The 14767-nt window shown below is 41.0% G+C and carries 12 protein-coding genes; 5 read left to right on the top strand and 7 right to left on the bottom strand.

All coding sequences use genetic code 11. From position 1 onward, the window contains the following. Window positions 1–170 precede the first annotated feature (170 nt). The 4 genes from mnmA to FNZ24_RS12885 all read left to right on the top strand — a co-directional run bounded on the left by mnmA (window position 171) and on the right by FNZ24_RS12885 (window position 4537). On the top strand, window positions 171–1289 hold the full coding sequence (gene mnmA, locus FNZ24_RS12900; protein ID WP_153914912.1) for a tRNA 2-thiouridine(34) synthase MnmA: 1119 nt from the start codon (window positions 171–173) through the stop codon (window positions 1287–1289). A gap of 3 nt (window positions 1290–1292) precedes the next feature. Beyond that, window positions 1293–1913: a high frequency lysogenization protein HflD gene (hflD, locus tag FNZ24_RS12895; RefSeq protein ID WP_153914910.1), complete on the top strand. Its 621-nt coding sequence runs from the start codon at window positions 1293–1295 to the stop codon at window positions 1911–1913. 40 nt (window positions 1914–1953) lie between these two features. Continuing rightward, the gene (gene purB / locus FNZ24_RS12890) at window positions 1954–3324 is read left to right on the top strand and encodes an adenylosuccinate lyase (protein WP_153914908.1); all 1371 of its coding nucleotides are present in this window, start codon (window positions 1954–1956) and stop codon (window positions 3322–3324) included. A gap of 82 nt (window positions 3325–3406) precedes the next feature. Next, complete coding sequence (locus FNZ24_RS12885; protein ID WP_153914906.1) at window positions 3407–4537, top strand: cupin domain-containing protein; 1131 nt, start codon at window positions 3407–3409, stop codon at window positions 4535–4537. Window positions 4538–4633: 96 nt separating this feature from the next. On the opposite strand, the gene lpxM is transcribed toward FNZ24_RS12885, so the two are convergent. From lpxM to pheS, 4 genes are all read right to left on the bottom strand, one after another. Next, a complete protein-coding gene (lpxM, locus tag FNZ24_RS12880; protein WP_153914904.1) occupies window positions 4634–5569 on the bottom strand; it encodes a lauroyl-Kdo(2)-lipid IV(A) myristoyltransferase in 936 nt (311 codons plus the stop codon). Window positions 5570–5749: 180 nt separating this feature from the next. Further along, window positions 5750–6049 carry an integration host factor subunit alpha gene (gene ihfA, locus FNZ24_RS12875; RefSeq protein WP_055024430.1) on the bottom strand — a complete coding sequence of 100 codons (300 nt, stop codon included), beginning with the start codon at window positions 6047–6049 and terminating at the stop codon, window positions 5750–5752. 4 nt (window positions 6050–6053) lie between these two features. Next, on the bottom strand, window positions 6054–8441 hold the full coding sequence (gene pheT / locus FNZ24_RS12870) for a phenylalanine--tRNA ligase subunit beta (protein WP_153914902.1): 2388 nt from the start codon (window positions 8439–8441) through the stop codon (window positions 6054–6056). Window positions 8442–8456: 15 nt separating this feature from the next. After that, window positions 8457–9440, bottom strand: coding sequence for a phenylalanine--tRNA ligase subunit alpha (pheS, locus tag FNZ24_RS12865; RefSeq protein ID WP_153914900.1), 984 nt, complete (start codon window positions 9438–9440; stop codon window positions 8457–8459). A gap of 393 nt (window positions 9441–9833) precedes the next feature. Here pheS and FNZ24_RS12860 point away from each other — a divergent pair, with 393 nt between their 5' ends. Further along, window positions 9834–11342, top strand: a complete 1509-nt coding sequence (locus tag FNZ24_RS12860; RefSeq protein ID WP_153914898.1) for a methyl-accepting chemotaxis protein — start codon at window positions 9834–9836, stop codon at window positions 11340–11342. Window positions 11343–11541: 199 nt separating this feature from the next. On the opposite strand, the gene FNZ24_RS12855 is transcribed toward FNZ24_RS12860, so the two are convergent. From FNZ24_RS12855 to fabF, 3 genes are all read right to left on the bottom strand, one after another. Beyond that, on the bottom strand, window positions 11542–12414 hold the full coding sequence (locus FNZ24_RS12855) for an NAD(P)-dependent oxidoreductase (protein WP_153914896.1): 873 nt from the start codon (window positions 12412–12414) through the stop codon (window positions 11542–11544). Between the two features lie 127 nt (window positions 12415–12541). Then, complete coding sequence (locus FNZ24_RS12850; RefSeq protein WP_153914894.1) at window positions 12542–13027, bottom strand: acyl-CoA thioesterase; 486 nt, start codon at window positions 13025–13027, stop codon at window positions 12542–12544. A gap of 288 nt (window positions 13028–13315) precedes the next feature. Continuing rightward, window positions 13316–14560, bottom strand: coding sequence for a beta-ketoacyl-ACP synthase II (gene fabF / locus FNZ24_RS12845; protein WP_153914892.1), 1245 nt, complete (start codon window positions 14558–14560; stop codon window positions 13316–13318). Between the last annotated feature and the right edge of the window lie 207 nt (window positions 14561–14767).

Below are 14767 nucleotides of genomic sequence, written 5' to 3'. Positions count from 1 at the left end.
GCCGCACATTTTTGAGATTTTCGTGATGTTTTTCATCGATTTTTAAGGTTAATTTTAAACATCGATTTACACATCAATATTGGGTGGCAATTATCTAGTGACTTGAAAAGCACTGACGCCGACCACATGATCATCTCTTGTATCCGTAAATTCACTGGTTTTTAGGTTTTATGACATCAATCAATCCCAATTCAAATGGTAATAAAGTCATCGTAGGCATGTCCGGCGGTGTAGATTCTTCAGTTTCAGCATATCTGCTTATGCAGCAAGGCTATCAGGTTGAAGGATTATTTATGAAGAACTGGGAAGAAGATGATACGGATGAATATTGTCTTGCAGCTGAAGATTTAAAAGACGCACAAGCAGTCTGTGACAAACTCGGCATAAAATTGCATACGGTTAACTTCGCTTCAGAGTATTGGGACAATGTATTTGAGCATTTCCTTGAAGAATACAAAGCGGGTCGTACACCAAACCCAGACATCATGTGCAACAAAGAAATCAAATTCAAAGCATTTTTAGAATTCGCTGATGAAATTCTAGATGCTGACTATATCGCTATGGGCCATTATGTTCGTCGCCGCGACAACGAAGATGGCACCACTCAAATGCTACGTGGTATTGATGGCAATAAAGACCAAAGCTATTTTCTTTATACATTAAGCGACAAACAAGTTGCTAAGAGCTTATTCCCAGTTGGCGAATTAGAAAAATTCCAAGTACGCGATATCGCTAAAGAAATGGGTCTAATCACCCACGACAAAAAAGACAGCACAGGTATTTGCTTTATTGGTGAACGCAAATTCACTGATTTCTTAGGCACTTACCTACCCGCTCAACCAGGTGATATTGAAACCGCTGAAGGTGAAGTGATTGGTACTCACCAAGGTTTGATGTATCACACGCTAGGTCAGCGTAAAGGTTTAGGGATTGGCGGCTTAAAAAATAGTAATGACAACCCTTGGTATGTGGTTGAGAAAGATTTATTACGTAATGTTCTCATTGTAGCTCAAGGCGGTAACCACCCTCGCCTAATGTCACATGGCATGCTTGTGAGCCAATTGCACTGGGTTGACCGAAAGGGCCCTAGTTCGCCAGCAACCATTACTGTTAAAACTCGCTACCGCCAACAAGATGTTAAATGTACTGTCACAACAGAAGGCGAAGACAACATTAAAGTGATGTTTGATGAGCCAGTTGCCGCGGTAACACCAGGTCAATCAGCGGTTTTCTATGATGGTGAAGTCTGTTTAGGCGGCGGCATTATCGATACGTTAATTAGAGGATAGCGCGTGAGCCAAGTATTATTTGAACGCACAATGGCGTTCGCAGGTATTTTACAAGCTATTGCTCAAGTTCAACACCTCGCCCGTCATGGGGAGTCAGACGAAGCAGCCATGGCGGCAAGTTTAAACACTATTATGGTGACAGAGCCAGATTCAATTTCTGATATCTATCAAGATAAACAAGCGCTCAATAGGGGCTACCAGCTAATTGAAAATCAATTAGGTGATGGTAATAGCAAAGACGTTGAAACAACACGTTATTTAGTTGGCATGTTAGCACTAGAACGCAAACTGGCACGTTCGGCCAATGGTCTAGGCATGTTAGCCGAGCGTATTAACCAAGTTCACCGACAGCTGCATCATTTTGCCATTACTGATGAGCAAATCGTTGCGAGTTTAGCGAGCATCTACAGCGATGTGATCAGTGAACTTGGCCCTAAACTACAAATTTCTGGTAATCCAGCTTGCTTGCAACAACCGCAAGTACAACAAAAAATCCGTGCTTTACTTTTATCAGCTATGCGCAGTGCTGTTTTATGGCGTCAATTAGGTGGCAAACGTCGTCATCTGGTTTTTGCTCGTAAAGCCATTGTGGATACTGCTATTAGCAGCCGTAAAAATAATTAATCGTATCACCCTACAACAAAAGTTCATCAAGGAGCTTCAAATGGATCTTTCTGCACTGACTGCTATCTCTCCGATAGACGGTCGTTATGGTAGCAAAACCACCTCTTTACGAGGCATTTTCAGCGAATTCGGTTTAACTAAATACCGTGTTCAAGTTGAAATTAACTGGTTAAAACTACTTTCAAGCTGCCCAGAGATTGAAGAAGTTCCGCCATTCAGTGAAGAAGCATTAATTTTACTGGATAGCATCAAGGATAACTTCAGCGAAGAAGACGCATTACGCGTTAAAACAATTGAAAGAACCACCAACCACGACGTTAAAGCGGTTGAATATTTCATTAAAGAACAAATTGCTGATAACGCTGAATTAGTGGCTATTGACGAATTTGTTCACTTTGCTTGTACTTCAGAAGACATTAACAACTTGTCTCACGCACTAATGCTTAAAGAAGCGCGTGAATTAGTGTTAGCACCACAGTGCTTAGAAATTGTTGATGCTATTAAAAAATTAGCAGCTGATAACAAGTCAGTACCGCTAATGTCTCGTACTCACGGTCAACCAGCTTCACCAACGACCTTAGGTAAAGAGATGGCTAACGTTGCTGTGCGTTTAGAACGTCAACTAAACCAAATCAACGCAGTTGAAATCATGGGTAAAATCAATGGTGCAGTAGGTAACTATAATGCACACATCTCAGCTTACCCTGAAGTTAACTGGCATGAGTTGTCACAACGTTTTGTGACAAGTCTTGGCATTAACTGGAACCCTTACACGACTCAAATTGAACCGCATGATTACATTGCCGAACTTTTTGATGCTGTAGCACGTTTTAACACCATCCTAATCGATTTCGATCGTGATATTTGGGGTTACATTGCAATGGGTCACTTCAAGCAACGTACTATTGCTGGCGAAATTGGTTCTTCTACCATGCCGCATAAAGTAAACCCAATTGATTTCGAAAACTCTGAAGGTAACTTGGGCATTGCAAATGCACTTATGCAGCATTTAGCCGCTAAGTTACCAGTTTCAAGATGGCAACGTGATCTAACGGATTCTACGGTTTTACGTAACCTAGGTGTTGGTATGGCTCACTCATTGATTGCTTATCAAGCGACAATGAAAGGCATCAGCAAACTAGAAGTTAACCAAGAAAACCTGCTTGCTGAATTAGACAAAAACTGGGAAGTATTGGCTGAGCCAGTACAAACAGTTATGCGTCGTTATGGTATTGAAAAGCCATATGAGAAATTAAAAGAGCTGACCCGTGGTAAGCGCATTGATGGTGAGCAACTTGCTTTATTCATCGATGGTTTAGCGCTTCCAGACAGTGTAAAAGCTGAGCTTAAAACAATGACGCCAGCTAACTACATTGGCCGTGCAGAAGCGTTTGTTGACGAATTAAAGTAATTCAACAATCACTTTAGAGCTGTATTGCTCACTAAATAAGGAATGGCGACACCTCGTATGAGCTGTCGCCTTTTTTAATACTATGTATACATTAAATTTTGATACTGCAAAATTCACCCGTGAATATTGGCAAAAAAAACCGATTGTCATTAAAAATGCTTTTAATGCATTTGAAGATCCTATTTCTGCCGATGAGCTTGCCGGTTTAGCAATGGAGGAAGATATTTCTTCACGTATTGTGCAAACGCAATCTCAGGGTTGGAATGTGGTTCAAGGACCTTTCGAAGATTTTGATGAATACGGTGAAGATGGCTGGCAACTGTTAGTTCAAGCCGTTAACCATTGGTACCCGGAGTCACAGCCATTAGTTGAAGCATTTCGTTTCTTACCAGATTGGCGTTTTGACGATTTAATGGTGTCATTTGCAACCCCTAAAGGTGGTGTTGGGCCTCATATTGATAATTACGATGTGTTTATCATTCAGGGCGAAGGTGAACGTCGCTGGCAAGTGGGTGATATTGGCAACCATCAACAACGAGGTGGCGATAAAAACAGCCCATTAGTCGATGACTTTGAACCCATTATTGATGTGGTATTAACCAAAGGCGATGTGCTTTATATCCCGCCAGGTTTCCCACATTGCGGCGAAACGTTAACCCTTGCTTTAAGTTATTCAATTGGTTTCAGAGCGCCTAGTCAGCAAGAACTATTAACAGAACTGGCTGACTCACTAATTGATAATAACCTCGGCAAACAACGTTTCACGTCTACTGAAGAAGTGGCCAATAAAGGCCAAGTTAGCCAACAGCATCAACAAGGCATGATGGCGTTGTTATCACAACTCGCACAGGATCCAACTCAATACCAAACCGTATTAGGCAAGCTTCTTAGTCAAAACCGCTTTGAACTAGACCTTAACCCATTTGAACAAGCTATTTCTGAAACAGAAGTTATTGAAGCCATTGAAGATGGTGCCAATATCCAGCGCATTGGTGGTTTGAAAGTTCTGCAATTAGAAGCTGACAATCAAGCACAATTGTATGTAAATGGTGAGGTTGTCAGTGTCGATGGTATCGATACTGACACTGTTACTATAATTGCCAATGAGCACTTTATTGAACAAGCAATTTTATCAACTTGGCGTCAACAACCTGCTCTAATGATATTGTTAACTCAGTTTATCAATCAAGGTTGGTATTATTTATCTGAGTAATTCTGCATTGAAATAAACCCAAATAAAAAGGCACTAAGATATTCTCTTTAGTGCCTTTTTTATCATTGCCATCTAAGCAATTTGATTCATCAGAACTTAGTAGAGTTCAGGCTCACCTGCTGGACGAGTTTTTAAAAACTTTAAAAACCACATGTATTGCTCAGGGTAAGCATTGATAACTTGTTCAACCATTTTGTTAAGTGCAATCGCTTCGTTATCTTTACCCTGCATGTCTTCAGGTGCAACAGCTTGCATAATCGTCAACTTAAACTGTCGTGCTTGTTTATCATAACCAATTTTAACTGGCAACACTTGCGCTTTGCCTGCTTGAGCTAAACGGCCAACCACTGGCAAAGTGGCTTTTACCGTACCAAGCAATGGCGCAAACACACTTTGCTCAGGGCCTAAATCTTCATCTGGTAGATAAAAGAAACTATTATCTTGTCTTAATTCGCTGATTAGAGCACGTATGCCCGCCTCTCGCATGTAAACTCGACCGTTTTGACTACTACGTAGCCGATTACTGAACCAGTTAAACAAGCCATTCCTGTGAGCTTTAGCCATAGTCACCATCGGCAGTTCGATATTAAGCCTGATCCCAGCATAATCTATCGGCCAAACATGAGGCATGATGAAAATCATCGGTTGCCCTGCCTCTCTTGCAGCTTCGACATGCTCAAAACCATCAATGGCGACACGACGTTTAATATGCTCATTAGAGCGCAATAACAACTCAGCTTGCGACATTAATGTTAGGACAAACATATCGACATTGTCTTTAATCAAGGCATCAATTTCTGCTTCCGACTTTTCAGGGAAACAAGTACCCATATTAATTCGTGCAATATTAATTGGCTTTTTAGCTATCGACATTACAAGTTTGGCAAGCAGTCTTGAGATGGGGTCGCGTAGCCAAGCCGGCATAATGCCAAAAATGAATAAAATCAGAATGACAAACCAAGTGCCCCAATATCTAGGGTGTAACAAAGAAAGAGTAAATCGACGATCGAAATGTTTTGCTTGTCTAGCCAAAAGAAACCTCAAAATTACATCAGCGCAGTGAAATGAATAGCGGTGCCAAAGACATATAATAACAATTTTCTGCTACTCACAGCACGATATTTTTACTCCTCCCACACACTGAGTAGTGATTAATTAATTTTAGAAAACAAAAAAGCCACTCAATTGAGTGGCTTTTTTAATAAAGCGAAACTATTTCTTAGCCGAGTTTGATTCTTCGACTCGAGTTTTCAGCTTTTGCCCTGGACGGAACGTCACAACACGTCGAGCTGAAATTGGAATATCTTCACCAGTTTTTGGGTTCCTTCCCGGTCTTTGATTCTTGTCGCGCAGATCAAAGTTTCCAAAGCCAGATAACTTGACCTGCTCACCACTTTCGAGTGCTTCTCTAATTTCTTCAAAGAAAGACTCAACCATCTCTTTGGCAACACGTTTGTTAATGCCTAGCGTTTCAAAAAGATGTTCTGCCATTTCGGCTTTGGTAAGTGCCATACTTTTAGTCCCTCAACGATGCGTTGAACTCGGTCTTAAGTGCAGAGACAACTGAATCAACAGTTTCAGTTATGTCTTTTTCTTCAAGCGTACGAGTAATGTCTTGTAATGTAAGTGCTATTGCGAGGCTCTTTTTGCCTGCTTCAACACCTTTACCTCGGTATACGTCGAACAAGTTTAAGCCAACCAACTGATTTTCGCCAACTTTTCTTATCAAATTCATAACATTAGTTGCAGAAACTTCTTCTTCGACAACAACAGCAATATCACGTCGATTTGCAGGAAACTTAGATACAGTCTGGGCTAGCGGCAAACTGGCATGCAGTAAAGCGTCCAGTTCTAACTCAAAAATAATTGTTTTGCCATTTAGTCCAAAAGGCTTCTCCAAACTAGGATGGACAGCACCAATGATACCAATGACCTGATTATTTCTTAGTATTTCAGCACATTGCCCCGGATGAAGAGCTGAATGTGTTGCACTTCTAAAAGTAAATTCAGAAGTTGAAACTGTCAAGCCGATAATTGATTCTAAATCACCTTTTAAATCAAAGAAGTCGACAGTTTTTGAATCCATTGACCAATGTTCATCATTTTGAACACCAGAAATCACCGCACCAATCATCGCTTCTTGTCTAACACCAGAATCTGCTTTTGCATCAGGTACAAAGCGTAAACCAGTCTCAAATAAACGTACACGACCTTGTTGACGGCTTTGGTTATATCCTACTGACGTCAATAATCCAGTGAACATTGAAAGGCGCATAGCTGACATTTCTACCGAAATTGGATTCGGTAAAATCATCGCAGGCGCATCAGGGTGAACCAGATTTTGTTGCTTAGGATCAACAAAGCTATAAGTCACAGCTTCTTGGAAACCACGAGCCACGAGAACATTGCGAACTTTACGTAACGAAATATCAGCTTCTTTATGGTCAGACATGGTTAACGAAGCTACAGGTGCGATGTTTGGGATATTGTTGTACCCATAAATACGCGCCACTTCTTCAATCAAATCTTCTTCAATCGCCATATCGAAACGGTAAGTTGCAGTCACAACGTCCCATGTTTCTGCATTGGCAGTCACAGTGAAGCCTAAACGTTCGAGGATTTCAGTCACATCACTATCTGGAATATGGTGACCTAAAATCTTATCTAGCTTGCTACGACGAAGGGTTAAGTTAACTGGCTTAGGTAAATTTGCTTCTGTAACAGCTTCTTCTACTGGGCCGGCTTCGCCACCACAAATATCTAATACAAGGCGAGTCGCACGATCCATGACCTTATGTTGTAGTTCAGGGTCAACACCACGCTCAAAACGGTGTGATGCGTCTGTATGAAGGCCTAAACGACGTGACTTACCCATAATCGCAAGAGGCGCAAAGAATGCACACTCTAACAAGATGTCTTGAGTCTTCTCAGTCACACCAGTTTTTTCGCCGCCAAACACACCAGCCAACGCTATAGAACCACTGTCATCAGCGATAACTAAAGTGTCATCAGGCACAGTAACTTCGTTACCGTCTAATAAAGTTAACTTTTCAACGCCATCGCTCAAACGCACCTGAATCGCACCTGTTAAGGTAGCTAAGTCAAATGCATGCATTGGCTGACCGTATTCAATTAATACATAGTTAGTGATATCAACGATTGGATCAATTGAGCGAATACCACTACGGCGCAGTTTTTCTTGCATCCATAGCGGTGTTGGCGCAGCAAGGTTAACGTTTTTAACCACACGACCTAAGTAACGAGGACATGCTTGTGCATCGATAACATTAATCGCAACTTTATCGTCGATTGTTGCTGTCACTGCATCCCAAGTTGGCTCAGTTACCGCTTCACGGTTTAATACACCGACTTCACGAGCAAGACCTGCCATACCTAAACAATCCGCACGGTTTGCCGTTAAATCAACGTCAATCACCGCATCGTTAAGGTCAAGGTATTCACGAACATCTTTACCAATTGGTGCGTCAGTTGGCAATTCGATAATGCCATCACTTTCGATGTCGATACCTAGCTCACCGTACGAACACAACATGCCAAATGATGGTTGACCACGTAGTTTGGCTTTCTTAATTTTAAAGTCACCAGGAAGGACAGCGCCAACCATAGCAACGGCAACTTTAAGGCCTAAACGACAATTTGGAGCACCACAAACAATATCGATTAGCTCATCTGCGCCAACATTGATTTTAGTCACACGTAATTTGTCTGCGTCTGGGTGCTGTCCACATTCAACCACTTCACCGACAACCACACCGCTAAATTCACCCGCCACAGGATCTACGCCGTCTACTTCAAGACCAGCCATAGTAATTTGGTGAGATAACTCGTCACGACTTACTGAAGGGTTAACCCACTCGCGAAGCCAAGATTCACTGAATTTCATCTTTATATTGCTCCGTTATTTGAATTGCTTAAGAAAACGTAAATCGTTTTCGAAGAAGGAACGTAAGTCATTCACGCCATAACGCAGCATTGTTAGACGCTCAACACCCATACCAAAAGCAAAACCAGAGTATTTTTCAGGGTCGATACCGACACTGCGAAGTACATTAGGGTGCACCATGCCGCAACCTAACACTTCTAGCCACTTACCATTTTTGCCCATCACATCAACTTCAGCCGAAGGTTCAGTAAATGGGAAGTAAGATGGACGGAAACGTACTTCTAAATCTTCTTCGAAGAAGTTACGTAAAAAGTCATGCAAAATGCCTTTTAACTCGGCAAAATTAACTTTTTCGTCAACTAATAACCCTTCCACTTGGTGGAACATAGGTGTATGAGTTTGATCGTAATCATTACGGTAAACACGGCCTGGAGAAATAATGCGTAAAGGCGGTTTTTCGTGTTCCATAGTACGAATTTGAACACCTGAAGTTTGCGTACGAAGCATCACTTTAGGGTTAAAATAGAAAGTGTCATGATCAGCACGAGCCGGATGATGCTCTGAAATATTTAATGCATCAAAGTTATGAAAATCATCTTCGATTTCAGGACCGTTCTTAACAGAAAAGCCTAATTCACCAAAGAAAGTTTCAATACGTTCGATAGTACGTGTCACTGGGTGTAAGCCACCCAATTCAATTGTACGACCTGGTAGGGTCACATCAATTTGTTCAGCGATGAGTTGTGCTTCTAATTCAGCAGACTTTAAGCCTTCAATACGCTCAGAAAGTTCTTTCTGCACCGCTTGTTTAGCTTTGTTGACTGCTTGTCCAAAGGCAGGTTTTTCTGCTGGACTTAAGCTACCCATCAATTTCATCATGTCAGTGATCTTACCTTTCTTACCAAGGTAGTCGACACGGATATCATCCAATGTCTTTAGATCACTGGCCTTAGCGATTACTTCTAAGGCTTGTTCTACGATCTCAGTTAACTGCTGCATTATATTTTCCACTGCATTCTTGCATATCAAATGCGTTTGGGCGTCTAGGTTCAGACGACATATTAGTTTAGGTATTAATGTTAAATTAGACCTAAAGCATGGGGTTAAAACAAAAGATGGGATTTTACGTGACCTAGGCTAATTTTACTAGCATTTATTGCAATTAAAGCCAGTAAACTCCTGCATTATCATGAGTTAGCTTCATCTTAGTTATTTTTATTAAAACAATAAAATATTCAAACGCTATTCAACACTCGTACTCAGTGATTATACGAAATTAACTTGGTTTGAGATTAACACTGAAACTGCACCAAGATTGATACAAATCAATCTAAAGTTTATCAACTCATATCCGATATAAGCTTATAGCAAGTATAAAAATATGAGGCGATAATGAAAGAAGTAAAATTTAGGTGGGTTGATCAGTATTTGATTAAGTTAACCATCAAAGCAAAGTTCACCATCCTAGCAATTGTCCCTATTATATTGATTTTATTGCTTACATTTACGTTAACATCAAGTTTTAAAACCACTTTAGCCGAAGCCGAAGTTGAAGAAGCCGTATTACTTAATAACACCTATAACCATGCTGTTGAGGTTGCATTAAATCTATTAGATGAGGATAAAAAGCAAGCCTTTCTTTCCGATTTAGATGGCTCAAGCCGTGCTGTGAATATTGAGACGCTTTCTCGCCAAGCGCAACAAATTGCACGTCAAGGAGGCGGTTCCGTAGAAACCAACCAAGGCTTTAACGTCTTTAGTAATGTCAATTCGCACGATATCGTTATCAGCACCCTGATAACACACCAAACTATCGATGATAAAACCAGTGATGACAATAATTTAGCCTATTTATTAATGGTGATTGTTATTGCGATTATTCTATTATTTTCTTATTACATCTCAACTTTCATCGGCGGTGCGCTATATACCACTGTTATGGCACTACGTAGAGCAACTGATGGTGATTTAACTAGTCGACTAAACTTTTTTGAAGTACCCGATGAATTCAGTTTGCTTGCTATTAGTGTTGATCAATTAGTTGAAAGGCAGCACAAGCTTGTCGTTCAAATGACTCAAGCTACAGAGCAAATTAGACATGTTGTACACTCATTTAGAACCACAGCAGAAGATGGTCAAACCGTCGCCGTTAACCAGCGTCAACATCTAGACTCGCTGGCTACAGCCATGGAAGAAATGACAGCAGCAGTAAAAGAAGTCGCCCGTAATGCAGAGCATTCTTCGGCTGAAACTCAAGAAGCAAACAACCAAGTTACGGCAGGGTCTAACGACATTGAAACCACAGTGCAAGCCATTGATTTACTGTCAACTGAAATTGCTGACGCCTCAGATGCCGTCAATGAATTAAACGATAATGCCAGTAAAATTGATGCGGTGGTCACGACTATTAATGCTATTTCAGAACAAACTAACCTGTTAGCACTTAACGCTGCTATTGAAGCTGCGCGTGCGGGTGAACAAGGACGCGGTTTTGCTGTTGTTGCAGACGAAGTGAGAACGCTTGCTGGACGTACTCAATCAGCGACCGTTGAGATTAAAACCATGATTGAAGCCTTACAATCAGGCACTCAAAACCTTACTCAAGTCATGTCACGAACGGTTGACCAAGCTGAAGAAGGCAAAAAACATGTACTTAAAACAGGTGAAGATTTAGCAAGCATTGCCCATCACAGTGGCAAAGTGTTTGAAATGAGTGTGTTAATTGCCACGTCAGCAGAAGAGCAGTCAGCAGTGGCTAACGAAATTGCCTCAAATTTAATGGAGATTAGAAACCAATCTCATAATGTTGAAGAAGCGGCTAACTTATCAGTTTCAGGTTGTAATGAGCTAAATAGCACGGCTGAAGAACTTGATAAGTTAATGATTGGATTGAAAATATAGTTCAGATACTAATTTTAGTTTAACGTTAAATCTGAGCTAAGAATTCAGGCTGTATTCAAAGCTATAACTCAATACAAAAAAGCTCGTCACTGAAGTGACGAGCTTTTTTAATTCATAGCAAAAGTAAGGCTAATCTAACAGCCGTATTATTAACGATTTTTTCAAGTTAACGATTTTTCAAGTTAACGTTTCTTTCAAATTAACGGTTCTTTTCAAGTCTCGCTAATAAACTCGAGGTATCCCAACGATTACCTTTCATTGCTTGTACTTCAGAGTAGAATTGATCGACTAAGGCGGTCACAGGCAAATGGCTACCATTTCGGCGACCTTCTTCTAAAGCGATACCTAAATCTTTACGCATCCAATCTATAGCAAAACCAAAGTCATACTCACCTTGCCACATGGTTTGATAGCGATTTTCCATTTGCCAGCTTTGTGCAGCCCCTTTGCTGATCACTTCAACAACCTTTAAGCCATCAAGTCCTGCACTTTTAGCAAAATGTAGTCCTTCAGCTAAGCCCTGCACTACACCTGCAATGCATATTTGATTAACCATTTTAGTTAATTGACCAGCGCCAACATCACCTAATAATTCAGCGCAGCGACTGTATGATTCAATAACCGGCTTTACTTGATTAAATACACTCTCTTTACCGCCGATCATAACGGTCAACACACCATTTTCAGCACCAGCTTGACCACCTGAAACAGGCGCATCCATAAACTCAATGTCTTTATCAGCGAGTATTGCTGCAACTTCACGAGCAACATCTGCGGATGCCGTAGTATGATCAACTAGAACCGCACCGGATTTAATTCCGTGGATAACACCGTTTTCTCCAAGAATGACTTGTCTTAAGTCATCATCATTTCCGACACAGGTAAAGACAATATCTTGTCCTTGTGCAGCTAATGCAGGTGTTAACGCAAACTCTCCTTGATAATCTGTTGCCCATTGTTCAGCTTTTGCAGTGGTGCGATTGAAAACAGTGACTTGATGACCTTGTTTTACAAGGTGACCAGCCATAGGGTATCCCATCACACCAAGTCCGATAAATGCTACCTTCGCCATAATTTCCTTCTTATTATTTTAGGGCCCGTTGTTCATACTTAAAAATGGTTAAAAACAGCTGGCCTTCATTAAATGCGATTAACTGCTTTGTAAATTCGTACTCTACTCATTCAAGTGCAGGTGTGACTTAAAGTGCAGGTTTAACATGCGCTTCCATTTCGGCGCCAATACGCTTACGCATATCCATTAACCTCAGTGCCGAATCTCTTAAACGGATATCATCGTCAGTTTGAGGGATCCACTCAGGTACTGAGGTAGGCTTACCATCATCATCAACTGCAACCATGATGACAATACAATGTGTCGTTAAATGACGCTCAGGCTCTTTAGGGTCGCCAGCCTTAACATCAATACCTAAATGCATTGAAGAAGTACCGGTATAAATAACTTTGGCACTCACTTCAACAATATTACCCACATGAATGGGCTTAACAAAACGAATACCGCCAGCATAAACGGTAATACAGTATTTACCGCTCCACCCTGCTGCACCAGCATATGCCGCTAAATCGATCCACTTCATTACTGCGCCGCCATGGACCTTACCGCCAAAATTCACATCTGCAGGTTCTGCCAAAAAACGTAACGTAATCTCTCTATCAACACCGGCCATACAGCCTCCTCAATGACTTATCTAGCCTCAGTTTACGATATTTTTAAGCCTAAAACGTTAAAAAAATCAGCTTTGTAATAAATTAGTCATTACATTGGTAAATATATATTTAAATTTCGATATATCGCAGTATCGATAATTTAATCTTGAGTAAATTTTTAAATTAAATATTTGAATGTGCAAATATTTAAGCATAAAAAAAGCAGCAACCTAAGTTACTGCTTAATCTTTGTAAAACTCATGTACATGCTAATTTCAACGTATTAAGACACATTGCTAGAGCAATTTTTAAACATCGCCTTTCTTAAACAAAAGCGAGCCATTTGTGCCGCCAAAACCAAATGAATTACATAGCGCATAATCAAAAGAGTGAGCTTTAGCTTTGTGAGGAACAAAATCTAAATCACATCCTTCATCTGGGTTATCTAAGTTGATGGTAGGAGGTACAATTTGATCTCGTAAAGCCAAAATAGTCACAATGGCTTCTACTGATCCTGCTGCGCCTAGCAAATGTCCTGTCATTGACTTAGTTGAACTCACTAATAAATCATAAGCATGAGCACCGAATACAGATTTAACCGCCGCAGCTTCTGCTTTATCACCCGCAGGTGTCGAAGTACCGTGTGCGTTAATATAACCCACTTTTTCATTGTCAATTTGAGCATCATTTATGGCATTCACCATCGCTGCAGCAGCGCCTGCGCCATCTGCTGGAGGTGACGTCATATGAAATGCATCACCACTCATACCAAAGCCTACCAATTCAGCATAAATCTTGGCACCACGGGCTTTTGCATGTTCGTACTCTTCCATGACCATCACACCAGCGCCGTCGCCGATAACAAAACCGTCACGGTCTTTATCCCATGGGCGACTTGCAGCAGCTGGGTCGTCATTACGAGTTGATAAAGCTTTAGCAGAGCCAAAACCTGCCACAGCAAGAGGGCAAGTCACATCTTCTGCACCGCCAGCAACCATCACATCTGCATCACCATAAGCGATTGTACGTGCAGCAAAACCAATATTGTGCACGCCTGTTGTACACGCGGTAGTCACAGCAAAGTTAGGTCCTGTCATACCGTACTTAATCGATAAATGACCAGAAATCATATTAATAATGGTACTAGGTACAAAAAATGGAGAAACTTTGCGAGGGCCGCTTTTTAATAAAGCTGCATGATTTTGCTCAATCAATGGCATGCCACCCATACCAGCACCAATCGCGGTACCTACACGTGCAGGGTTTTCTTTTTCCATATCCAAACCAGCATCATTCATAGCTTGAATACCAGCAGCCATGCCATATTGAATGAATAAATCCATCTTACGGGCATCTTTGCGAGATAAGTACTGCTCGACGTCAAAATCTTTAACAGAGCCACTGAAACGTGTACTGAATTCAGTTGCATCAAATTTGGTAATGGGTGCGATACCACTTTTACCGGCTAATAAAGACTGCCAAGAAGAATCAACATCGTTACCCACTGGAGTAACTAGTCCTAGGCCTGTAATCACGACGCGACGTTTAGACACAGCATTCACCTTTGAAATAGATAGGCATAAGCCAAAAAATAAAGAATAGGGTTAATCCATCACCAACGGCTAATTGCATTGGGTAGATAAGGTTCGAACTGAAGGATTAACGCTTTGGAAATTAAGTCTAGTCGAAAAGAATCGACTTCAGAAACAAAAACAGGYGGCATTTTTGCCGCCTGTTTTTGTTTCTGAAGTCGATTCTTT

Origin of the sequence: Shewanella sp. TC10 (assembly GCF_009663145.1) — a bacterium.
In the GTDB taxonomy this organism is placed as follows: Bacteria; Pseudomonadota; Gammaproteobacteria; order Enterobacterales; family Shewanellaceae; genus Shewanella.
Note: the sequence above shows the minus strand (reverse complement) of the source record. Positions and strands in the feature narration are given on the sequence as shown.

Bases quoted from the DNA above. Each gene is read 5' to 3' on its own strand.
- mnmA (WP_153914912.1), top strand. From the start codon at position 171: ATGACATCAATCAATCCCAATTCAAATGGTAATAAAGTCATCGTAGGC.
- purB (WP_153914908.1), top strand. From the start codon at position 1,954: ATGGATCTTTCTGCACTGACTGCTATCTCTCCGATAGACGGTCGTTAT.
- FNZ24_RS12885 (WP_153914906.1), top strand. From the start codon at position 3,407: ATGTATACATTAAATTTTGATACTGCAAAATTCACCCGTGAATATTGG.
- ihfA (WP_055024430.1), bottom strand. From the start codon at position 6,049: ATGGCACTTACCAAAGCCGAAATGGCAGAACATCTTTTTGAAACGCTA.
- pheT (WP_153914902.1), bottom strand. From the start codon at position 8,441: ATGAAATTCAGTGAATCTTGGCTTCGCGAGTGGGTTAACCCTTCAGTA.
- pheS (WP_153914900.1), bottom strand. From the start codon at position 9,440: ATGCAGCAGTTAACTGAGATCGTAGAACAAGCCTTAGAAGTAATCGCT.
- FNZ24_RS12860 (WP_153914898.1), top strand. From the start codon at position 9,834: ATGAAAGAAGTAAAATTTAGGTGGGTTGATCAGTATTTGATTAAGTTA.
- FNZ24_RS12855 (WP_153914896.1), bottom strand. From the start codon at position 12,414: ATGGCGAAGGTAGCATTTATCGGACTTGGTGTGATGGGATACCCTATG.
- FNZ24_RS12850 (WP_153914894.1), bottom strand. From the start codon at position 13,027: ATGGCCGGTGTTGATAGAGAGATTACGTTACGTTTTTTGGCAGAACCT.